We start from the raw sequence: 22,833 nt of genomic DNA, 5'->3' as shown, positions 1-22,833 counted from the left end.
CGCGAGGACAAGGCATCGGACTACAATCTGCATTTACCTTTTAATCTGTACAAATTGTTATAGGAATTTATTGGAATGAAAATTGCCATCGCAGGCACGGGTTACGTCGGACTCTCCAACGCCATGTTGCTATCACAGCATCATGAAGTGGTGGCGGTAGATATCATCGCGGAGAAAGTGGAAGGTTTGAATCGTGGTATTTCCCCGATTGAAGATACCGAGATCAATGAGTTTCTTGCCCGTGGTGACCTCAACTTCCGAGCGACACTGGACAAGGACGCTGCCTATCGTGATGCGCGCTTTGTCGTAATCGCGACACCGACGGACTACGACCCGAAGACGAACTACTTCAATACCTCCAGTGTTGAGGCGGTGATTCAGGACGTGATGGCGATCAATCCAGATGCGGTGATGGTGATCAAGTCTACCGTACCGGTGGGGTATACCGCTGAAACACGTAAGCGCTTCCAGACGCAGAACCTTATCTTCTCACCGGAATTCCTGCGTGAAGGCAAGGCGCTGTATGACAACCTACATCCTTCGCGCATCATCGTCGGTGAGCGCTCTGAGCGTGCCGAGGTGTTTGCCGGTCTGCTCAAGGAAGGCGCCATCAAGCAGGGCATTGACGTGTTGTTCACTGATAGCACTGAGGCGGAGGCCATCAAGCTGTTCGCGAATACCTATCTTGCGATGCGTGTGGCCTATTTCAATGAGCTGGACACCTACGCCGAGTCACATGGCCTGGATGCCAAGCAGATCATCGAAGGGGTAGGGCTGGACCCGCGTATCGGCCAGCATTATCACAACCCGTCATTCGGATATGGTGGTTACTGCTTGCCGAAAGATACCAAGCAGCTGTTGGCGAACTACGGTGAAGTGCCCAACAACATCATCCAGGCCATCGTCGATGCCAATACCACGCGCAAGGACTTCATTGCTGAGGCCGTGCTCAAGCGCAACCCGCAGGTGGTGGGTATCTATCGTCTGGTGATGAAGTCGGGGTCAGACAACTTCCGTGCCAGCGCCATGCAGGGAGTAATGAAGCGCATCAAGGCCAAGGGCATCGAAGTCATCGTCTATGAACCTGTGCTTCAAGAAGATACTTTCTTCGGCTCCCGCGTATTGAGCGATCTCGCGGCCTTCAAGCAGGAGGCCGATGTGATCCTCAGCAACCGTATGGCAGAAGAGCTCGCAGATGTAGCTGACAAGGTATACACGCGGGATCTGTTCGGTAACGACTGAGTCAATAAAAGCTAAGTAGTATAACCATAATGAAAAGCCTGCGAATATATCGCAGGCTTTTTTAATGCATGCACAACTATAAACTGTCAGAAGTCGATTATTAATAAACGTGTTTGCGCCAAGTGGCTTCGGGTACATGAAATGCAATGCTGTTAGTTGTAGGGTGCCGGATGATCAAATTTCACAACGAAGCTATCCTTTGTTAGCCTCTTGTGAGCTCATCAAGCAATTTATTCAGGAAAGGCTTCATGGACATCAAGCTGCATAAGCAAGCGACGACGACACCGAAAATTCGTGCCGACATCCAAGCAGCTCCTGCCAGCATGACGAACAAAGATCTCGCTCGTCAGTTTGGGGTCAGCATCTCAACCATCCAGCGCTGGCGTTACCGTGATCATATCCAGGATCGCTCACACACACGCCATAACCTGCTGGCGACTCTGACCTCTGAACAGGAGGAGGTGGTCATCGCCACCCGCGAACTGATACGCCTGGGGCTTGATGATCTACTTGTCGTCGCGCGTGAATTCCTGAACCCCAAGCTGTCACGTTCCGCGCTTCAGCGCATGCTCAAACGACGTGATGTGCCGACTCTCGCCAAGCTGGCGCGGCGAGATGCGGAAGGGGACGAGAAGCCCAAACACCGGCCTTTCAAGGATTATGAGCCCGGATATGTGCACATCAATATCAAGCACCTTCCCCAAATGCCTGACGAAGATCAGAAGCGCTATCTCTACGTCGCGATTGATCGCGCTACTCGCTGGGTATATCTGGAGGTCAGATCAAGCCAATCTGCGAAGGACGCCCAGGCGTTCATGAAGCGGGTGAAGGAGAAGGCTCCCTTCACGATTCACACCGTGCTCACTGACAACGGCAAATCATTTACCGATCGTTTCACCGTGGGAGGTGAACGTAGGCCCAGCGGGCGCCATCTATTCGATCAGGAGTGCCAAAGCCATGGTATCGAACATCGATTGATCAAACCGGGAAGACCGCAGACGAACGGGATGGTGGAGCGCTTCAATGGCCGTATCAGTGATGTATTGGCGACTCGGCGCTATGACTCAAGTGAGGACTTGGAACAGACGCTTGAGCGTTATTGCTGGCTATATAACTACCACATTCCTCAGAAGGCACTACATCACAAGGCGCCAATCGCAGCGATGAAGGAATGGCAAGCCGAACGGCCGGAGTTATTCACTAAGCTCGTAGTTAATCAGACGGGACCCGACAACTAACTTGTTGCTCGAAAATAAAATAGGAAAATTCTCAAAATCCAATCTGTATGTGAATATTTGTATCGGTGTCATATTCTTTCTCCCTGCCTCCTTCATCGCTTTGGTTGTAAAAAATGACTTTATCTCTATCGAGCATGAGATTACCCAAAAGTGGAATGATTTTAGTGGTAATAATAATGCCAATAAGTTAAAAAACAAACTTGTATCAACTACTATCTCTAGAGATGAGCTGATAGCGGCGAGGAGAGTATTGCCGAGCCCTTACAATATAGGATGTCATCAACAGGGCAGTGGAACTAGTGCTAAAAAGTGTAGCTTTGGTGATGTTGGGTCAGATATAAAAGTCGTCTTGGCTGGAGGCTCGCATGCTCTGCAATGGTTGCCGGCGCTTCGATTAATAGCAAAAAAGAATAATTTTGAAATTATTAGTATGAGTAAAAGTAGCTGTCCGCTAGGGGCTTTGAAACATTCAGATATTTCATGCAAAGTGTGGAATGAAAATGTTTTTAAGGAAATAGAAAAAATTGATCCTGCCTTTGTTATCACTAATACTACTCGTACAACCACGACATCTGAATATATTCCTGAAGAATATGTTGATACCTGGAGAAGAATGAATTCTATGGGTGTTGACATAATCGGTATTAGAGACAATCCTAGATTTACTTACGATGTGCCAGATTGTGCTTATAAAGATCAAGTCTCAAGGAATAACGACCCATGTATCAAGAAGAGGATTAATTCTCTGTTAGAGAATAATCCTGCAAATGCTTATCGTAATTTGATAGGCAATATAGATCTTTCGGATTGGCTTTGTAATAATCAATTATGTCCTGTAGTAAATGAGGGTATATTGATGTATAGAGATGTACATCATGTACATCTTCCTTATGTTAAATACCTCACATCAATTATCGAGAAGCAAATGAATGTATTGGTGCCTACAATAGTCAAGCTATGAGGTACTTGAAAAAGCCGCCCCTTCGGGGTGGCTTTTTTTTGACCTCTCGCATTGTCATTCTTGGGAGCTATTAACCGCACAGAGACGTGGGATAGTGTACTTGGCAATGGATCCTTGCATGAAGACAAGCTATTTTCACTTTGAAAAGGTTCGAGTACTCACATGGCAGCAGCGATTCCTCAAGTCAGGACTTGGATGTCATCTAATATAGTTGGTAGTGGCCAGTAAAATTTATAGTTTAATTTTCGTTGAATGTTTTTCATGATAGGCTATTTTGCTGCCGATGAAAGAGAGGCGGAGTCTATTTAGGTTGCGTCAAGTAATTCAGTTGGCTTTTGGTTATCACGATAGGTCTCCATGTTCCTCAGCAAATCGTTGATTTACTGATGAATGCTATAATCTGAGTTCTGGAAATAACCTAGTCATTTATTGTGGAATGGAGTATTAATGGTCTGGTAAAAACAATTGAATAACTCGTCTCAACTCGTGGGAGTGGCCATGACTCAACACCGTCTGTATCTTCAGCGTAAAACACCGTTGCTACTTGTGGCTGCCTTGGGATTAGGCGCTGCCTTTCCCGTGCTGGCCGCGACGACCACGACCACTTTTCAGGTAACGGCAAGCGTGCTGGATAGCTGCCTTGTCACAGCGACCGATCTCGCCTTCGGGACCTATGACCCCAATTCTGGTGGGGTACTTGACGGTAGCAGTGTCATCACTGCTCTCTGCACGGCGGGGACCGATTACGAGATTGCGCTAGATGTCGGCGCCAATGCGGCTGACACCAGCGCCACGACGAGAGCGATGATTGGTGAGCCGGGGAGCTTCCTTGAGTACGAGCTATATTCAGATGCCGCAAGATCCAGTGTCTGGGGAGACACCTCGGGGAGTGATACGGTTGCGGCAACAGGAGGGTTAACCGGCATCAATCTGCATACCGTGTATGGTCAGATACCGGCTGCCCAGTATGTGGCTGCCGATGATTATGCCGATACAATAAACGTCACTATTACCTATTGAACCTCTCCTTCATGATTCTTTCTTCCATGATCCTCTCCACCCTGGCCTTTGCTGCCATCATGCCGTTATTCCTGCGCCGTTACCGCCTGCTTGCAGGCGGTGTCTTGTTGATGATGGCGCCCTGGGTTCAGGCGGCTAGCCTGTCAGTCAATCCGGTAATGATCACCCTGGATGGTAGCAACGCGATTTCTGCCATGACGATCACCAATAGAGGCGATGACAATGTCGTCATGCAGGCTTCTATCAATGCTTGGTCGATTCAGGATAATCAGGAGCGCTACCAATCGACGACGGCCCTTGTGGTGAGTCCACCGGTCTTTGAATTGGCAGCAGGTGCGAGCCAGATCATACGGGTTGGCTTGAGTGACACGACGCCCAGCACGCGTGAGCAAAGCTTTCGTGTATTCCTTGAGCAGGCGCCTGCTACGCCCGGTGACAGTCCACCCGTGGAGAAAGACTTCATGGCAGCACTGGCCATCGGGCCAGCGTCACAGCATTCCTCGGGCACATCTCAGACGCCACGTGCCATCCAGATGATGCTACGCATCGGTATTCCTGTCTTTGTCACACCCTCTGTTGTGCCTGCGCGCGAGCTTTCGTGGAGTGCTTCACGTTTAAACGATGGTCGTCTGCGCGTCGAAGCCAGCAATCAGGGCAATGCCCATGTCAGGATTTCGCGTCTGTCGCTGATGCAGAGTACGGCAGAGGCGAAGGAGGGCGCACAGCCCGTCGTGACGAGTGATGCGTTGCGTTATGTGTTGCCGGGCAGCCGTCGACACTGGCTATTCACCATCCCCGCCCATGCGGTTGTCCCTTATCATCTCAAGGCCGAGACCAATGAGGGTGTGCTCGACACCACCATTACCACGCTCACGCCTTGAACGCCTCGTCAGCGTAGTGGTAGTTCTTCTTGCCACTGCCGGAGGCATTGTCGTGTCGGAGTGTCATGCGGCTCTGCGTGAAGTAGGCGATGCCTCATTGCGTCTTCTATCCGTGAGCGTCAATGGCAAGCCATTGCCGGCGATCGCGCGCATTCTCGATAGCCCCGAACAGGGGCTGCTGGTGTCACGCGTTGATCTTGAACGCTGGGAGTTGATTGTCCCGCCCGAGATTCTCGCGTTACAGCATCTGGGTAAGGTCTATTATCCGCTCAATCATCTTGAGGGGCTGACGTATTCAATCGATGGCGCCAGCCAGGTACTGGTATTGCAGGCAGCGCCACGGCAGCTGGTTGGGTCGAGTATTGATTTGGCCCTGTCAGCGCTCAGCGTGCCGCAAGAGGGAGTGGCAGGCGGGTTTCTCAATTACGATGTCCTCCATCAGTCTCGCTCAGATATCTCGAATTCCACCAGCGGTATTCTGGAAGTGGCGGGATTCAATCAGTGGGGCTTGATGACGACAACGTTGCTGGCTCGTGATGGTCATGCGGCCTATGGTGACTCTCGACTCGTGCGATTGACCAGCAACCTTCGTCATGACGACCCAGCACACCTGCGTACTCTGACACTGGGGGATACCTATTCTCGCGCCGGTGCCTGGGGGCGCAGTGTGTTGTATGGAGGGGTGCAGTGGGGAACCAACTTCACTACGCAGCCTGACTTCACGACATTCCCCTTGCCTAATATTGAAGGCGAAGCGACGGTGCCGTCGTCGGTAGAGATCTATGCCAATGATCGTCAGCAGGCTCAGAATTCAGTGAATGCTGGCCCTTTCTCCGTGAGCAATATTCCGGTGATCACCGGGGCAAATGATGTACGCCTCATCGTTCGCGATGTTCTGGGGCGAGAGCAGGTCGTCGTGAGCTCCTTCTACGCCAGTCAGCAGTTGTTGCGTAGCGGGTTGCACGATTACACCTATGAAGCGGGCGCCATCCGTGAAGATTACTCGCGCGCGAGCAATGAGTACGGGCGCGGCTTTCTGGTAGCCAATCACGATGTGGGTGTGTCGGACTCCTTCACGGGTGGGTTGCGCCTGGAGGCGCTGGCCGCTCAACAGACGGCGGGCGTCAGTGGCGCTTGGCTGGTACATCCCGGTCTTGGTGTCGTGACAGGGGCCTTGGCAGGCAGTACGGCGCAGGCCGGTGAGGGTGGGCTTGCCAGCCTGGGGCTTGAACATCGTGGCAGACATCTCAGCTTCGGGGCGAGCACGACAGCGACTACGCAAGATTTTCGTCAGCTTGGGTTGCGTGAGGAGACGAGTCCCGCAAGCTGGACCACGCGTGCCAATATAGGTACGCGACTTCCACAAGGTGGAGCTTTCGGGCTGGGTTATGCCGACATCGTGCGTCGTGACGATATGGATAGTCGTATCGTCAGTGCCAATTACAGTACACGCCTGTCATCGGATGCCTCGTTGAGTCTTTACGCATCACGTGAGCTGGTGAGTCACGAGAGTTTCGTGGGTATCAGTCTCAGCATGTCGCTTGGCGAGCGAACCAGTGTGAGTGTTGGCCATGACAGTGATGGTCAGGGTTATCGCAATCGCCTACAGCTTCAGCGTAATGCACCGCGAGGCAATGGCGTCGGATATCGCCTGTCGGCGGAACAATCATCTGAGCAACGCGATGGCGTGTCCACTGATGTCAGCGCTGAAGTGGCGGTGCGTGGAGATCATGGCGCCTATCTCCTTCAGGCGGCGCGATACGAGGGAGAGACGGGTTATCGACTCAATGCCACGGGCGGCGTCGCACTGCTGGCGGGCAATATGTTCGTGACGCGTCGCATCGATGACAGTTTCGGCATAGTCAAGGTGGGAGAGTATCCCGACGTGACGGTCTACAGCGAGAATCAGCGTGTCGCCACGACCAACGGCAATGGCGTCGCCTTGATACCGGACTTGCGCTCCTTCGAGCGAAATCGCCTCAGTTTCGAGCAGGCAGATATTCCCCTTGGCGCTCGCCTTGATGGGCGAGACGCGACCATCGTGCCGGGCTATCGACGAGGGCTGCTGGTCGACTTCAAGGTTAAGGCCGCAGATGGCGCCTTGCTGACCGTTATTCAGCCAGGTGGTGAGCCCATCCCCGCGGGAGCGACCATCCGCCATTCAGGTGCGACGCAACGCTTCCCTGTCGCTCGCCGTGGTGAAGCTTGGGTGACAGGGCTTGGGGCTGACAATCAGTTGACGGCTCAATGGGGCAATCATCGATGTCATTTCACGGCAAGAATGCCGACCAACGCCGGTCCCATGCCGAGGATTGGTCCGCTGCTCTGTCAGGAGTCACCATGAAAGCGTCCTCGAGATTGGCAATGATTCTTATGGGCTGTTGCGGGTTGTGGTCGACTCCTGCGTTTTCTGCCATTACCTGCACCGTCAGTGCGACGGGTGTTGCCTTCGGTGTCTATGATCCGCTCTCGGGCAATAATCTCGATAGTACCGGCAGCCTCACCGTCACTTGCACTCGGCAGTTGCTCGATAGTCGCAGTGTGAGATATAGCGTCGCGTTGAGTTCGGGAAGTAGCGGAAGCACTACAGCGCGAACAATGGTCAGCGGGACGTATTCCCTGGCTTACAACCTCTATACGAATGCTGCACGGACTACGACATGGGGAGGAACCAATACGCCTGAAGGTACCGTTTCCTTTACTCCAATTCTGGGATTACTGTTTCCAACACCTGGCAATCCCATGTCGATATATGGTCGCATCTTTGGCAGTCAGCTCGTTCCTGCAGGGGCTTACAGCGACACGATCACGGCAACGGTTCTGTACTGAATGAGTAGATAGTTGTCTTCAAGAATACATTGCTCGCCAGAGTGCCGTACTTTCCGAAACGCCTTCTATTAATCGTGATGGTGAAGAGTTTCATGCTACGTGCCTGATGCCATGGACTGAGGTTTCTGTGTCAGGCTTCACGCCATCGTTTTCTTCGTCGCGTGTTGGTCGTCGCAGCAGATTGGCCACATCGCTCTGTCGTCATCGGCGAAATCGCAAGATGATGCTCAGTCCATCACCCCCATTGCAGCAAAGGAATGTCTGTTGTCATGAACCCCGTCTCCGTGTGTGTCTTTCTGTTTGGCATGTTGAGTCTGATCGTACCCTCTGGCTACAGCATCGGGCCTGCATTGCTGGTGATGCTGAGCAGTTATCGGCTACTGCAAGCACCACGCGAACTGATGAGTCTTCCAGCACGCGCTGATTATCCCGTGATAGGCGCCATGCTGGCCTTTGGGATATTGCTATTGGTCAGCATTGCACTTCAGGGAGACCACTGGCGCACGACAAGTGTGCCGTTGCGTCTACTGCTTGCTGTGCCGGTGTTGTTGGTGATGTTGCGCTTTCCTCCCTCGCTCAAGGCGTTGTGGGGAGGACTGATCATCGGCAGTGTCCTCACTGGCAGCTGGGCGATGTGGCAGAAGCTGGTATGGGGGGTGCACCGCGCGAGTGGCTATACCAATACCATCAACTTCGGCGATATCTGCATGTTGATGGGGCTGATGTGCCTCGCGGGTCTGGGCTGGGCAGTCAGTCTCAAGAGTGCATCACGGCAACTATGGATACTGGCGCTGCTGGTCGGCGGCACCCTGGGCATCATCGGTTCCTTGATGTCGGGCACACGCGGCGGCTGGATAGGCTTCCCGTTTGCGGCCTGGGTGCTGTATCGCAGCTATGGTGAGGTGGTCTCGCGGCGCGTTTTGCAGCTGGGCGTGGTGATCTGCGTCGCGGTGATTGCACTGATGGTGATGGTGCCAGCGACCGGCATTCAGCAACGCGTGGAAGCGGGCGTGTCGGATGTGACGGGGTATGTCGAAGATCGCAATGCGGGCACCTCGGCGGGTGCACGTCTTGAGATGTGGCGGGGAGCCTCGATCATGATCATGGATCAGCCGTGGCTTGGCCGAGGGGAGAGCGGATATGCCACGACACGTGATGAGATGATCTCAGCGGGTGAGCTCAGCCGTCATGTGCAGGAGTACACGCATCCGCACAATGAATTCCTGGATGCCTGGGTCAAGCGCGGTGTGCCGGGGCTGTTGGCGCTGTTGGCGCTTTACCTGGTGCCATTGCGCCTGTTCTACCGTCGACTGGATAGTGATGACCTCACGCTGCGCTCCTTGGCAGTCGCCGGCGTCTTGCTGCCGCTGACCTTCATTGATTTTGGCATGACTTGGGTGATGTTCTCCCAGGCAAGCGGAGTGATGGTCTATGCCTACTGGCTGGCGATTCTCTGGGGCACGATGCGCGCCCGAGAGCGAGGGCTTGCCCGGGATGCTGTGTCGCTAGAGACAAGCGCAGTGGCATCCGAGGCATCTGGCCGCTAGGCGTACTTGACTGCTAGGCGTACTGACTCTTGCGTATCAACTGGCGAGCTATGAAGGGACTGATGACATAGCTCGCCAGCAATACTTTCTCCTTGAAGGAGAGCCGGCGCAGACTTGCGAACGAAGATTGGCGTATCTGCTTCAGAATGGCCTTGCGGATATGATGGTCATCCTGCGCTTTATTGATCGCCTGACGCATGATGGAATTGATGCAGATAAAGCGTAACGCTCGCATCTCAAGTAATTGCTCACCATGTTGTGTGGCGAAGTGCGTACGATAAAGATGATCAAATGATGTCCAACTACTATGGAACTTGCCGAACTCGCTATTATTGAAAGGCTTGCGTGTCAACGTGCCTGTCTGGCGCTTGTCGAAGTGATATAATATATCAGGAATATAGAGAATTCGTTCGGCACACCCGAAAAGTTCAAGATTATAGATACCATCTTCTTCGACGGGTAGATCGATGAATTCCAGCGCACAGGCGAGCTCGGCACGGATGGCTCTGCCCCATGGGGCTGACACTATCCGGTCATGCATGAAGTCCGCAAAGGCCTCGCCAGGCTGACATTCCCGCGGTGTTTCACATAACGCCAGGCTAGCGACTTTTCCTTTCTGATTGTGCAGGCAATAGCGGAAGACGATGACATCAGGCGACCTGAAGCTCTCGATCTCGGCCTTGAGGCGATCCAGTGCCCCCGGCGCCAAATGGTCATCGGCATCACAGAACACGACGTAGCGCCCTGTTACCAGCCTCAGAGCATGGTTGCGCGTCCGGCCGGGGCCCACGTTACGTGGGTTACGCTTCAGCACCAATTGTTGGCCTTTACCTTCGGCAACGCGTTTTTCTGCCAACGCGAAAGCCTCATCCGATGAGCCATCGTCCACGATGATGTGTTCATAGGAGGCGGTGTTACTTTCCAGGCTAGCGATACACGCCGCCAGACTGTTACCTGAATTGTAGTTAGGGGTCACGATGGAAAAGTAGGGTGTGTGTTCTGTCACGAGCGCCATGTAGGGCCTTGTACGTTGCACCCTGTGTCGCTGGATCATGAGGATGGCGGCAAGCACAGTAGTGATAAGATGGGAGGGGTGAGAGAGGAATAAGGTGATGACTCTATAACGACACTACTGTGATTAAATATGACGGTTCAGCAGCACTATCAATAGTAAATGGCAATATAAATAGTAAATGGCAATGGCAATGGCGATTTCGGTAGCGATGTTTAGTATTGGACAACGACACGTTACAAGCCTAATTGCTAACTCACAAGTTGGCTTTAGAAAAATCGTTATTATCGATAGAAAGAATGATCCTTTACTCATCTAGCGAGATTGAGAAGAGTCACATTGGCACGCCTTAGCTGCTGAAGACTTCGGTTTAGTCGCAGCATTGTTTTTCGCGAGATGTCTCATTCCCGACCAGTGTCCGGGCTGCCTCGCAGCGGCTTGTCCAGATCAGGCTTGATCCGACAGCGGTGGAGGCATACAGTGACTCTTATTTTGAGTGATTGCTCACAAATGATTGTTGACCGACTCATCCGGGTGCGCTGAGTTATCTTGACGATTCTCATCTCACGCGTCGGGATGCCAGCCGACAGCCTGTCATGGCATCACGCAATGGACAGATTTACGGAGTACTGACATGCAAGACAAGCTGAAGATCGACATCGTCTCTGACGTGGTATGCCCCTGGTGCATCATCGGTTACAAGCGTCTGGAGACGGCCATCGAGTCGCTGGGCCTCACGGACAAGGTCGAGATTGCATGGCAGCCATTTGAGCTGAATCCGGATATGCCCGCGGAAGGTGAGAACCTGCGTGAGCACTCTGCACGCAAGTACGGAACGACTCCTGAAGGCAGTGTCGAGGCACGTCAGCGCTTGGCAGGGCTCGCGGCCGAAGAAGGGCTCACCTTCAATTACTTCGATGACATGAGCATGGTCAACACGTTCGAGTTGCACGTCCTGCTTGAGTACGCCGCAGAGCATGGCATGCAGCATGACCTCCAGATGCAGTTCTTTGCAGATTTCTTCACGCTGCAGAAGGACCTCTCCGATCGTGCCGTGATGGCACAGTCGCTGGAATCCGTCGGTCTTGATGCCGAGGAAGGTCTGGCGCGATTGGATGATCTCGAGGCACGCAAGCAGGTGGCGGCCCATGAAGAGCACTGGAAGCAGATGGGTATCTCATCCGTGCCGACCTTCGTCTTCAATCGTCGTAGCGCTGTCAGCGGTGCGCAGCCCAGCGACGTGTTCGAGCAAGTGCTGACGGACCTGATCGCCGAGCAAGCCATATGAGATACAAGACGCGGCACTGATTCATGCGGTGCGTATTTTGGCGCAATGTCGTCAACGCGACCCGAACGGGAGATGACAGACCATGAAGAGCATCATGATTACGGGTGCCAACTCCGGGCTCGGCAAAGAGTGCGCACGACAGCTGGCGCAACAACCGGAGATCGAGACGATCTATCTGGCCTGTCGCAATGCCCAGAAAGCCGAAGCGGCACGCAAGGGACTGGAGTCCGTCAGTGGGCGCAACATCTTCGAGGTCGTGATTGTCGATGTCGCTGACCCTTCGGCCGTGCGTGATGCGGTTAGCGTCTTTGATGGCACGCTTGATGCCTTGGTGATGAATGCCGGCGGCCTGGGAGGCAAGGACTTTCTGGCACGCACTCCCCAAGGCGTCTCGCAGATGACCGCCAGCAATCTGCTGGGGCACGTGCTGCTCGCGGAGACCTTGCTGGAAAGCGGCAAGCTACACGGTGTCGTGCTTTATGCCGGGTCTGAGGCAGCACGTGGGGTACCACGTATCGGTATCACGCGTCCGGTAATCAAGATGGGGTCCGTGGAGGAATTCATCGCCATCAATGATGGCAGTCGTTTCGCCGGTGACAACGATCCGATGGCAGCCTATGCCTATGTCAAGCTGGTCGGGGCGCTTTGGATGGGCGCGCTGGCACGTCGTTATCCTGATGTGCGCATCAATACGATCAGTCCCGGACATACGGGAGGTACCCAGGTAGGTGAGGACTTGCCCGGGCTCAAGAAGGCGATCTTCAAGTTTGGTTTCAAGGTGCTCCCGTTCTTCAACATGGCACATGGCCTCGAATCAGGCGCGGGGCGTTATGTGCAAGCCCTTGGCGACGATAGCTATCGCAGTGGAATCTTCTACGCCAGCAAGGAAAAGGCGCTCGCGGGACCGGTCGTGGATCAATCGACGCTATTCGCTGACCTCGCCAATCCCGAGTATCAGGACAATGCCCGCCAGGCGTTACTGCATGCCTTGAAGTGATATCGATGTGCGTCAAAAAAGCGGCCCCACTGAAAAGTGGGGCCGCTTTTGGTTTCGAGAGCCGGATCTGATTATCGCGCGGATCAGTCCTGCACAACCCGAAGACTCATTTCCCGGCTCTGATATCGCTCAACTGCTTGATGAGTGTTTCCAGCACGGCATCGACCTGGGCTTCGGTGTGCTCGCAGGAAAGGAAGAAGCGCAGGCGGGCGCTCTTCTCAGGGACGGCCGGATGCAGGATGGGCTGCACGTTGAAGCCAGCCTCGAACAACTTGTTGGAGAGACGGGCCGCCACGAGAGAGCTACCCAGAATCACGGGCACTACCGCCACACCAAGACTGTCGCCGACGTCTAGCCCCAAGGCGCGTGCACGCTTGAGGAAGTAGCCGGAAACCGCATGCAGGCGAGCGATTCGGTGACGTGCATCATCTCCTTGGAGCAGCTCGAGAATCTTGAGCGACGGTGCGGCTACCTGCGCCGGCATGCCGACTGAGTAGAGAAAGCCCGGCGCGAAGTAGCGCAGCATGCTGACCAGTTCCTTGCAGCCGGCGATATAGCCACCGCAACCGGACAACGTCTTGCTCATGGTGCCCATCCAGATATCGACATCTCGTGAATCGATGTCGAAATGCTCGCGTAGCCCCAGGCCACGCTCACCCAGTACGCCAAAGGAGTGCGCTTCATCAACCATCAGCCAGCAACGATATTGCTGCTTGAGCTTGATCAGGCGCTTCAGGTCCGGCACATCGCCGTCCATGCTGTAGAGGCCCTCGGTGATGATCAGTACACGCTCGAACTTGGCGCGCTGTGCACTGAGCAGGGCTTCCAACGCATCAGGATCGTTGTGAGCGAAGGGCATGCGGCGTGCGCCCGACAACTGTGCCCCGACCAGCGAGCTGTTGTGGATCCACTCATCATGCAGGATGAGATCTTTCGGCCCCAGCAGGTAACCAAGCGTCGACACATTGGTGGCGTGACCGCTGACGAAGACCACGGCATCTTCCACGTCATACGTGCGCGCCACGGCGGCTTCCAACTGCTGATGGATGGGCCGCTCACCGGAGACCGCACGTGAGGCCGAGACAGAGGTGCCGTAATGAGCTGCCGCATCAGCCGCGGCTTTCACCACGTCGGGGTGCTGCGAGTAATTGAGATAGTTATAGCTGGCGAAGTTGACCAGCTCGCGACCCTCGATGCGAGTGGTCGCACCCGCGCATCCTTCGTGGATACGAAAGAAGGGCTCGGGCACGCCAAAGGCGGCGCCGGCCTGTTGCATCATGCTCAGCTGCTGATAACCGGGCTGACGATCAAAGCGTACGAAATCGTCATTGATCTCGGCAGGGACTGCTGCCTTCTGCTCGAAGACATCATGTTCTGTCTCGCTACTGTTGATGGCAGTGGTGCGTGTACGACGTGCACGCGCCTTGTCGAGCAGTTGCTGCTTCATATCACTGGCGGATGAACCTGAGGAATTGCGGGTTGCCAAGAGTCGAGTTCCTTGCACATGTGATGCTGACCCAAAAAACGGGCGCAAGAGCCTCGGCTCTCCGCCCGCGGGTGCTTGTTGCGTGAGTTCCAGCGCTTCCCCGGCAGTCCGTGTCCTGGCGCGAGAGTCTTATGGTTTCTGGTACTCGTGTCTGTGGTGATTCCAATGTCCACGACGTTACGCCAAGACGCGTTATGGCGCCAGTATTGGTGGCTCGCCAGCAGCCGTAACAGGTGTATCTGTGCCTGCGCGGTAGGTGTATGCCCGCTCAGCAAGCCAAAGAGAAGATGAAAAGGGTCATGGGGAAGCAGAGCGTCAAGGCAACGTAGGTCGTCGGGTGGTCATGTGGCGTTTGGCAGGCAGGCCAACTCATTGGCAGCTTGAGTCAAGACGTTGGTAGGGGGTGGGGGCAGTCTTGAGGCAGTCGTGGGATGTCTGGTTTACCTGGCCTAGCTTGTTTGGCTGGGTGGAGCCGTCATCACAGGCGCAGCAACAACCGTTCGGCAATAACAACAAAGGCCTAAGGCCAGAGGATTGTCTCATGTTAAATATCAGCTTGAATCGAGAGCCTTTCGATTTCCCCGCGGCATCATCAGGCCAGTCCTCGATGAGCTTCACGACCATGATCGCGATCTGTGTCGGTTGCGTGGTGGTGCAGGGTGCCATGGTGTCTGCGCTGCTGGGGTTCGGGATCGGTGGCCTGAGTTTCATTGCCGCCATGGCCTTGGCACTGGTGTTCGCGCTCTGCAATGCGATGAGCTTCTCTGAGCTTTCCGTCATGTACCCAAGCTCTCAGGGCACGCTGGCAACCTATACCCAGAAAGCCATTGGCCACTTTCCGGCCATTGTTTCGGTGTTCGCGGGCTATGTGATCGTGGCGACCTTTGGTCTATCGGCGGAGTTGATCCTGGTCGATGCACTGCTGCAGCAGCTGTTTCCCGGTATTTTGCCAAGTCACGTCGTGCCGCTTCTTCTATTGGCAGCCCTGACGCTACTCAACATCATGGGCACCGATGTCTTTGCCAAACTCCAGAACCTGTTCACCTTCGCAATGATCGCCACCATTCTACTGGTGGGCGCCAGCGCATTGCTGGAGACGCCGATGGTCACTATCGGTGAGGCCGCAGCCGGTATCGATTGGGGGATCGAGGGAATTCAGGATGGCAGCTTCATTTCACTGACAGCGCTGGCGATGTGGATTTTTGTCGGCTGTGAGTATATCTGCCCGATGATCAAGGAGGTGCGCCAACCTGAGCGGTACATACCGCGTGCCATGTTCTGGTCACTGGGTATCATCTTCGTGCTGTTCACGTTGTTTTGTCTGGCTGGTGGGCGGTATCTGTCGTCCGAGACACTGACGACCTCTTCGCTTCCGTATTTTGATCTGGTGACCAATGTCTTCGGCAGCACAGGCATCATCATCGCCACGGTGATGGGCATGACGGCTACCTGCAGCACACTGAATTCGGCGTTGGCAGCGGTGCCGCGCATGTTGGGGGGAATGGCGGACAATGGCCAGGTGCCGGCTATTATCGGCAAGCGTCATGCAAGATTCGCGACGCCCTGGGTCGCCATTCTCTGCCTAGCAGCCAGCGTGACCGTCACCTTCCTGCTGGTGAACCCGGATCAGATTATCCTGCTGTTGATCGGTGCTTCTACCAGCTGGATTCTCGCCTACATCGTGGCCCACCTGAATGTCATCATCCTGCGTATGCGTCAGCCGAAACATGTCCGCCCATATCGCACGCCTTTCTATCCTCTGCCACAGATTATCGGGATTCTCGGCATGGGATATGTCGCCGCCCATGCATCACCGTCACCGGATATGACCAGTACGGTCTATCTCCTGCTCGGTGGAGTATTGGGTGGAGTGAGTGTCCTGGCAGCCTGCTGGGTGAAGTTCAAGATGAAGAAAGGGCTGTTCGTCGCTGACATCGCGAAGTGATGTCGTCGGAAATGTCATTCGCCGGAGGCTTTGATGTCGGCAGTGGATGACAGTCGACGGCAGGTGTTGCCAATACCCACGCACAGGCTACCCGTCATTCGGTGGCCTGTGCGTGGAGTGATGAACTGACTGATGAGATCAGTCGGCAATCGTGTCGATAGGAAAGGCTTGGTGAGGTCGGTGTCACCGGATTATGAGACGTCAGCCTCAGGAGGCATCGAGAAGATACTGGCGGCGATATTCGCGTGGAGATTGCGAGAATAGGCGCTTGAAGGCACGACTGAAGTGGGCCGAGTCCGTGAACCCCCATTGAAAGGCGATTCGGGTGATCGTCTGGCTGGCTTGCAATGGACTGACCAGAGATTCCGCGCAGCGCTCCAGGCGTTTGCGCTGCACATAGCGACAGATGCTTTCCTCATGTTGCTCGAACAGGCGATACAGCTGGCGAACGGAGATATGGAACTTGCTGGCCAAAGTCTCCGGCGTCATGTCCACCTCATGCAGGTGGTGATCGATGTATTGCTGCACGCAACGATAGAGGGTTCCGTTGGCATCATCAGGATGAGGGTTCGCGGTGGCCTGGTGACGATGAATGCCGGGTAGCAGGGCGATGAGAGAGTCTGAGATACCGCTGTATTCCTCTTCCTCCATTGCAGTGAGTGGATCATTCAGCAGACGGCTGACGATCATCTGAAAGATCTGACCACTGGCACTGTCTGTCGCCACCTTCATGAAGGGCACATGCGGTTGACCAAAGCGGCGCATGACCTCAACTCGCGGCAGATGCAGAGAGTCATGTTCCATGAATCCATGAGGGTATATCTGGCTGGCGACGGCCGAATCCATGAGCGTCATCTCGCCCGGGCGCATGGTGATCGTCTCGCCGTTCTGGATCAGGGTAGCGCTGCCGTGCTTCTGAACGATAAGAAAGCAGTCACTATCGTCAGCGATACGGGCAGACCGGTGGTGGACAATTCTCTCGGCATTCGTCTGTATGCCTGCGATGTCGATTCCCCCAGCGCTACGTGTCGTGACGTTGCCCTGAAAGTTCAAGCGGCTCAATGGAGTGGAGTCGAAGCTGCCGCAAACGTCACGCAGCGTTTCCAGCCATGTATCGAATGAGAGAGTCACTGAATCAGTGGATAACATGAGGCCTCCTGGGAAAGGGATTCATGGAGCATTGTTGTTGTCTTGATGCCAGAGCTGGCCTGATGCGCCGTGTGGTGGCATGGATATTGCTCTTGCAGGCTATGGTGGCCTTCTGATGTCGTGTCTACTGGCATGAGATCGCGCAGGCGGCCAGGTACTCTCCAGTGCAGGCTGGTGTTACCCAGGGCGGGTTCTGCTATCTCTGGCGCGCTCATCCTTCCTGTTGCTGGTGAGAATTGGCATCCCCGACGTCTGCAGGGGCCAGCGCGCTTCAACGGCGTCAGTGAATGGCCTGCTGCGGATGAAAGGCTCAAGAGGCCGTCGTCAGATGATCGCCCTGCATCACAGTGAAGATGTTTCCGAGCACGCTCGGCGGCTGGTAGGTTGGCAACAGGAATTCAATCAGATCGAGGAAGGCTGTTTCAGCGGTGATCTTGTCGATGTCGGCGGAGGCGGCATCCGCCTGTTTCGCGAAAGTGCCAACCTCGGCATCGCGCAGTCGATCTGTTTCCCTCAATCACAAAGGCATCTGGTAATTCCGCTTCACTGGGATTCCGGCTCCCACTTTGCGGCCAATACGCTTTCGGTACTGCCTGACTGCGAGCAATTCTGGAGTGTGTCTCCGAGCTGCTATGACGTCCTGGTGGTCTCGATCGACCGTGAGCGGTATTCCTGGTTGGGCCAGCAACAGCATCAGTTGCGTACGCTGCAAGTACCGCTCGAGGTACTCGATGCCGTGCGTTGGCAGTGGCGGAGTCTGACAGACCACGTTCGGTCCGCCTCCCCAACGGAGACTGCCAGCGCTGCATTTGACCGGGTCATCGCACGCCAGTTGGAGGAAGGGGTCGCGCTGCTGCTGGAAGACAGTGCGCAGTCTCTTACCAGCGACGACACCTCCTTCAAGACTCGCCGCTACATCGTCGACCGTTGCCACTCGCTGATCAACGACACACCGGATGATCCGCCATCCGTGATGACGCTGTGTCAGACATTGAAGATCTCGCGACGCACCCTGCAGTACAGCTTTCAGTCCGAGACCGGCCAGTCACCCGTGCACTATCTTCGTGCATTGCGACTCAATGCGGTGCGGCGACGACTCTTGCGGGATCCCTTGCAACAAGTTGCCGACGCTGCAGCACTTCACGGCTTTTTCCACCAGAGCTATTTCAGTCGTGAATATCGGCGCCTCTTCCATGAGGCACCCTCCATGACACGTCAGCGCTGTCTGGCGGCATGAGTCTTCATCAGAAACGATCGAAGCGATAGGGTGCCGGGTCGATGATGGGCTCAGCGCCTGACATCAGGTCGGCAATCAACTGTCCTGCCGCCGGGGACGTGCCAAAGCCATGACCGGAGAATCCTGTGGCGATGCTGAGCCCCGGTATGGCGGTAACTTCATCGATGACCGGATTGGAGTCCGGGGTGATGTCGATCATTCCGGCCCAGGACGACTCGATGGTAGCTTCCTTGAAGACTGGCCAGGCGGCGGTCAGGTTGGTCATGGCTTCATCATTCAGCTCAGGCACTGTTGCGGGATCCATGGTGCGGACCCTCTCGAAGGGCGATATCTTGCCGGTCTTCCAGCGCCTGGGTAGCGCCAGGTCCTTGAAGAATGGCTTGCCGAAGGAGATGCGCAGCAAACCACGTTGTGTCTTCAAGGCATCAAGATAGCGCGAGCCGATCAATAGGTGGTCCAGCGTCAGCGGCGCGGAAAGGGCTCCGCGCTGCGTGACGATGTAGCCGCCATCTCGGTGCTTGCGGAAGGAGAAGTCCGGCCCCCCTACGGCGATATCCGTCGGGCCCTCCATGGGGGCTGTCTTGAAGACCGAGCAGATGACTGGAAGGGTCGGTAACGAGACCCCGAGATTGCCGAGAAAGCGCCGTGACCACATGCCGCCGGTCAACAACGCCTGTTTACAGCGAATCTCGCCTCTTTCCGTCACGACTCCACTGACACGCCCACCGGACATCTCGAGAGTGCGCACCGCACACTGCTCGACGATGATGGCTCCCTTGGCGATCGCCGCTCGGGCAATGGCGCTGGCGGCCAGTGTCGGCTCCGCTCTGCCATCGGTTGGCGTGTGAATCGCTCCCGCCCACTGCCCCTTGCCACCGGGTACCTTGGCATCGATCTCGCGGGAACTGAGGATGCGTGAGTCCACCTCGAGATCTGTCACCGAGGCCTTCCAGGCTTCATGCATGGCAAGCTGCTCTTCGGTCCTGGCCAGGAACATGATGCCTGCCTGGCGATATCCCACATCACTGCCGACACGTTCCGCCATGCCGGCCCACAGGCGATCTGCCGCCATCGCCAACGGGACATCTTCATGATGACGGCTGGTCTTGCGGATCCAGCCGAGGTTGCGTGAGGACTGCTCCCCCGCGAGCGTGCCTTTTTCCAGAACGACCACCGGGATATTTCGCTCAGCGAGCGCGAGAGCAGCGGTCAGGCCGACGATGCCGCCGCCGATGATCACGACACTCGTGGTCTCGGGGAAATCCTGCGATGTCTGGACGGGTGAGATGCTGGGTGCCATGGAACCTGTTCCTGAGAAAATGTGTGACAAGAGCATCACGTGCTTGCGATCAAGACTTGCTGAAATGTCGAGTGGTCACGCAAGCCACGTCAGTGATCAGCTGATCACATCAATCCTTGGCGGTATTGATGCGTGTCACGGGCAGGTTGCCGGCACCGCGATAGGCCGTGACTTCCAACTCCACCTTGTAGACTTCAGAGCCCAGCGGTGGGCAGGTCACGGTAATGGCCGGATCGATACCGTGCATCTTCTCGCCGAACAGACCCATGACGGTGTCGGTATCTGCCGGGTTCTGGATGAAGATCTTCACGGCGATGATATCGGTCAGGCCACTTTCGGCTGACAGCAGGGCCGCCTCGATATTGGCGAAGACCTGACGCAGCTGCTCGCTGACATCTTCATCAATCAGCTTGGTGTCAGGGTTGCGGCCTGCGGTGTTGGAGACGAAGATCCAGTTGTCCACTGCTACCAGGCGTGAGTAGCTGGCAATTTCTTCAAACTTGGAGCCGGTTTTCACTTTTACGATATTCGTCATGATGCTTTCCAGATAGATAGGGGGAGGCTGTGAGGAGTGTTGGCCAAGAGCCAGGTGGATATCAGCTCAGCTGAGAACAGGTGTGTCCCACAGGTTGAGCTTGACGCCGATATCCTGCTTGAGCGCATTGCGATATACCCAAGTGGCCCAGGCAACGTCCTCGACCGGCATGCCGCCCACGGACATGAGGATGATTTCCTCGTCATTCGTACGTCCTGGTGCCTCTCCCGCCACGATCTTGCCGATGTCTTCCAGCTCATCCAGCGTTAGCTTGCCTTCCTCTATCATGTCCATGAAACGCACACCGATCACCGGGATATAGTGATGAGCCGGCTTGGGCGCTTCGTCGTACCACGCTTGGTACAGACCGGTATTGTCGAGCACCTTGCGGATATCGTGCTTTTCCATGGCCTCATCGATGTTGCACAGGGCCGGCATCACCAGGAATGCGCCTGGCTTGACCCATTCACGTTTGACGAAGGGGTAAGTGGCAGGATCGCCGACTTCGCCGGAATTGCAGTAGGTGACGATATCGGAGTCACGCACCACCTCTTCCAAGCTGTCCACGCTCTGGATCGTGGTGAGCTGCGGATAGCTTTCCTTGGCCCACGCAATGAAGGACTCGATGCTGGCGTGACTGCGACCCTTGATCTTGAGCGCGTCGATGTTCTGGCAGGTTGCCATGAAGGCCGCGAGCGTCGTCTTGCCCATCACGCCCGGACCGACCAGGCCGACGACGCGGGAATCCTTGCGCGCCAGATGGCGTGCGCCAACTCCTGGGATGGCCCCGGTACGGTAAGCGGAAAGCAGGTTGGCGGACATGTAGGCCAGCGGCGCGGAGGTATCAGCATCGCTGAGGGTGAACATCAGGATGGAGCGAGGGAGACCCTTGGCCCGGTTCTCGATGTTGGAGCCGTACCACTTGACCCCACAAGTCCCGAAGCTACCCCCCAGGTAGGCGGGCATGGCCATCATGCGGCGGTCTGCCGTCGGCTTGGGCATGTTCGCGAAGGGCGAGTCTTCCGGGAACATGATCATCGCGCCGTGGGAGTCATTGTTGGCGCCGGCCATGCGGTAATCCCCGCTGTGCAGTAGCCCGAACATCTCTTCCATGGTATCGACGCAAGCCGCCATGTCAGTGACCCCCGCGCGGATCATGTCCTGCTCCGACAGGTAGATGAAATCGATCTTGGTCTCAAACTCAGGGGATGCGGTTGTGGTCATGCCTGAACTCCGGCTTGTTATTGGAATTGTGTCTTTTGCTGACTTCAATCTGAGGCAGATAGCCCGCGATTGAGCGAGCCTGAACCACGGCCATCTTGCCGGTGGCCTGCAGGTGACGCCTTGGATTCATCCTGCGGGTCATTCGGCATCGTGCGTTAGCACAAATCGGCAATTCGTTCTGGGAGGGCTGAGCAAGGAGCGGCGACAGGATGCTGAGAGCAGGAGGGAAGCAAGGAGACTGGCTGGCATTCAAGAGGGGCATCAAAAGGTCTGGAGAACGCCAGGCCTTATTGAGATAACGGCATTCATCTTGGTGAAACTGAGCGTTCTGACGCAGACCTCTTGTGCCCTTTCCTGAAGGCACAAGAGAGGGCGAGTTGATGGTAGGGATCGAAAAGGGCGGAGAGCCCACTATTTCAAGACCAATGAGCTAGCTTCATTTTCTTCTGTGGTACATGTCTACTGGACAGGAGCCTTGTGAAGGACGCTCAGGCATGGGGGTTCGGGGAAGTTGGTCGGTGACCTTCAAAGTCAGATATAGCGTGAGAGCCTCGGGATCAAGGTGGGGGTTATTCCGTATATGAAGGTCGGTCAAGAGGCTGATGAACTCGGCATATTCCTGTGTTTCAACCTCTATACCGAAGATGAATTCATTCGCGTGGAGGAATTCCACGAAGTGTTCTCCTTCCCTCAGTACGGCTATCTTGATCGAAAATCCATTGAGCGATTGGATGCAGGATATCGGGACCCTGGCTCTGTCGCAGTGGCGCTTGTAGAAATTGAGAATCTTCATGCTCATGTTCATCCTTGAGAGCTGACGTAAGCGATTCGATGTTTCCTCTGGGCGGCGCATCTTTATATGCTGGCAACAGAAAACTATCCAGCATTGATGACAGCCCCATTGAGGATTGTCGGTAAGGTGACTATCGAGAAAGCGCACGC

The 22,833-nt window shown here is 55.3% G+C and carries 19 protein-coding genes; 12 read left to right on the top strand and 7 right to left on the bottom strand.

Features of this window, described 5'->3' with window-relative positions; all coding sequences use genetic code 11:
- Nucleotides 1–75 precede the first annotated feature (75 nt).
- From GQR90_RS11055 to GQR90_RS11020, 8 genes are all read left to right on the top strand, one after another.
- The gene (locus GQR90_RS11055) at nt 76–1,242 is read left to right on the top strand and encodes a nucleotide sugar dehydrogenase (protein WP_158774160.1); all 1,167 of its coding nucleotides are present in this window, start codon (nt 76–78) and stop codon (nt 1,240–1,242) included.
- A 248-nt stretch (nt 1,243–1,490) separates the two neighbouring features.
- On the top strand, nt 1,491–2,480 hold the full coding sequence (locus GQR90_RS11050; protein ID WP_158774159.1) for an IS481 family transposase: 990 nt from the start codon (nt 1,491–1,493) through the stop codon (nt 2,478–2,480).
- A 1-nt stretch (nt 2,481) separates the two neighbouring features.
- Nucleotides 2,482–3,441 (top strand): SGNH hydrolase domain-containing protein, encoded by a 960-nt coding sequence (locus GQR90_RS11045; RefSeq protein WP_158774158.1) that lies wholly within the window; start codon nt 2,482–2,484, stop codon nt 3,439–3,441.
- 498 nt (nt 3,442–3,939) lie between these two features.
- Nucleotides 3,940–4,461 (top strand): Csu type fimbrial protein, encoded by a 522-nt coding sequence (locus GQR90_RS11040; protein WP_158774157.1) that lies wholly within the window; start codon nt 3,940–3,942, stop codon nt 4,459–4,461.
- Between the two features lie 11 nt (nt 4,462–4,472).
- Entirely contained in the window at nt 4,473–5,342 is an 870-nt protein-coding gene (locus tag GQR90_RS11035; RefSeq protein WP_158774156.1) for a fimbrial biogenesis chaperone, read from the top strand.
- A 52-nt stretch (nt 5,343–5,394) separates the two neighbouring features.
- The gene (locus tag GQR90_RS11030) at nt 5,395–7,686 is read left to right on the top strand and encodes a fimbria/pilus outer membrane usher protein (RefSeq protein ID WP_158774155.1); all 2,292 of its coding nucleotides are present in this window, start codon (nt 5,395–5,397) and stop codon (nt 7,684–7,686) included.
- Nucleotides 7,683–8,171, top strand: coding sequence for a Csu type fimbrial protein (locus GQR90_RS11025; protein ID WP_158774154.1), 489 nt, complete (start codon nt 7,683–7,685; stop codon nt 8,169–8,171). Before GQR90_RS11030 ends, GQR90_RS11025 begins: the two co-directional genes overlap by 4 nt.
- A gap of 269 nt (nt 8,172–8,440) precedes the next feature.
- Nucleotides 8,441–9,718: an O-antigen ligase family protein gene (locus GQR90_RS11020; RefSeq protein WP_158774153.1), complete on the top strand. Its 1,278-nt coding sequence runs from the start codon at nt 8,441–8,443 to the stop codon at nt 9,716–9,718.
- A gap of 13 nt (nt 9,719–9,731) precedes the next feature.
- Here the strand turns inward: GQR90_RS11020 and GQR90_RS11015 are convergent, their stop codons facing one another.
- A complete protein-coding gene (locus GQR90_RS11015; protein ID WP_158774152.1) occupies nt 9,732–10,733 on the bottom strand; it encodes a glycosyltransferase family 2 protein in 1,002 nt (333 codons plus the stop codon).
- 631 nt (nt 10,734–11,364) lie between these two features.
- Between GQR90_RS11015 and GQR90_RS11010 the strand changes: the two genes are divergently transcribed.
- Both GQR90_RS11010 and GQR90_RS11005 read left to right on the top strand, forming a co-directional pair.
- Complete coding sequence (locus GQR90_RS11010; protein ID WP_158774151.1) at nt 11,365–12,018, top strand: DsbA family oxidoreductase; 654 nt, start codon at nt 11,365–11,367, stop codon at nt 12,016–12,018.
- 82 nt (nt 12,019–12,100) lie between these two features.
- Nucleotides 12,101–13,015 carry an SDR family NAD(P)-dependent oxidoreductase gene (locus GQR90_RS11005; protein ID WP_158774150.1) on the top strand — a complete coding sequence of 305 codons (915 nt, stop codon included), beginning with the start codon at nt 12,101–12,103 and terminating at the stop codon, nt 13,013–13,015.
- Nucleotides 13,016–13,121: 106 nt separating this feature from the next.
- Here the strand turns inward: GQR90_RS11005 and GQR90_RS11000 are convergent, their stop codons facing one another.
- Entirely contained in the window at nt 13,122–14,501 is a 1,380-nt protein-coding gene (locus GQR90_RS11000; RefSeq protein ID WP_442778524.1) for an aminotransferase class I/II-fold pyridoxal phosphate-dependent enzyme, read from the bottom strand.
- 541 nt (nt 14,502–15,042) lie between these two features.
- Between GQR90_RS11000 and GQR90_RS10995 the strand changes: the two genes are divergently transcribed.
- Nucleotides 15,043–16,446, top strand: coding sequence for an APC family permease (locus GQR90_RS10995; RefSeq protein WP_158774149.1), 1,404 nt, complete (start codon nt 15,043–15,045; stop codon nt 16,444–16,446).
- A gap of 207 nt (nt 16,447–16,653) precedes the next feature.
- On the opposite strand, the gene feaR is transcribed toward GQR90_RS10995, so the two are convergent.
- Nucleotides 16,654–17,595 (bottom strand): transcriptional regulator FeaR, encoded by a 942-nt coding sequence (gene feaR / locus GQR90_RS10990; protein WP_158774148.1) that lies wholly within the window; start codon nt 17,593–17,595, stop codon nt 16,654–16,656.
- Between the two features lie 328 nt (nt 17,596–17,923).
- Between feaR and GQR90_RS10985 the strand changes: the two genes are divergently transcribed.
- Nucleotides 17,924–18,832 (top strand): helix-turn-helix domain-containing protein, encoded by a 909-nt coding sequence (locus tag GQR90_RS10985; protein ID WP_158774147.1) that lies wholly within the window; start codon nt 17,924–17,926, stop codon nt 18,830–18,832.
- 7 nt (nt 18,833–18,839) lie between these two features.
- Here GQR90_RS10985 and GQR90_RS10980 read toward each other — a convergent pair whose 3' ends face one another.
- The 4 genes from GQR90_RS10980 to GQR90_RS10965 all read right to left on the bottom strand — a co-directional run bounded on the left by GQR90_RS10980 (nt 18,840) and on the right by GQR90_RS10965 (nt 22,684).
- Nucleotides 18,840–20,132 (bottom strand): NAD(P)/FAD-dependent oxidoreductase, encoded by a 1,293-nt coding sequence (locus tag GQR90_RS10980; RefSeq protein WP_158774146.1) that lies wholly within the window; start codon nt 20,130–20,132, stop codon nt 18,840–18,842.
- A 109-nt stretch (nt 20,133–20,241) separates the two neighbouring features.
- Nucleotides 20,242–20,667, bottom strand: coding sequence for a Rid family hydrolase (locus GQR90_RS10975; RefSeq protein ID WP_158774145.1), 426 nt, complete (start codon nt 20,665–20,667; stop codon nt 20,242–20,244).
- Nucleotides 20,668–20,733: 66 nt separating this feature from the next.
- Nucleotides 20,734–21,891, bottom strand: a complete 1,158-nt coding sequence (locus tag GQR90_RS10970; protein ID WP_158774144.1) for a tyramine oxidase subunit B — start codon at nt 21,889–21,891, stop codon at nt 20,734–20,736.
- 436 nt (nt 21,892–22,327) lie between these two features.
- A complete protein-coding gene (locus tag GQR90_RS10965) occupies nt 22,328–22,684 on the bottom strand; it encodes a hypothetical protein (protein ID WP_158774143.1) in 357 nt (118 codons plus the stop codon).
- Nucleotides 22,685–22,833: the final 149 nt, after the last annotated feature.

Origin of the sequence: Cobetia sp. L2A1, from assembly GCF_009796845.1 — a bacterium.
Classification (GTDB): Bacteria; Pseudomonadota; Gammaproteobacteria; order Pseudomonadales; family Halomonadaceae; genus Cobetia.
The sequence above is the reverse complement of the archived record's forward strand: the minus strand, read 5'-3'. Positions and strand labels throughout refer to the sequence as shown.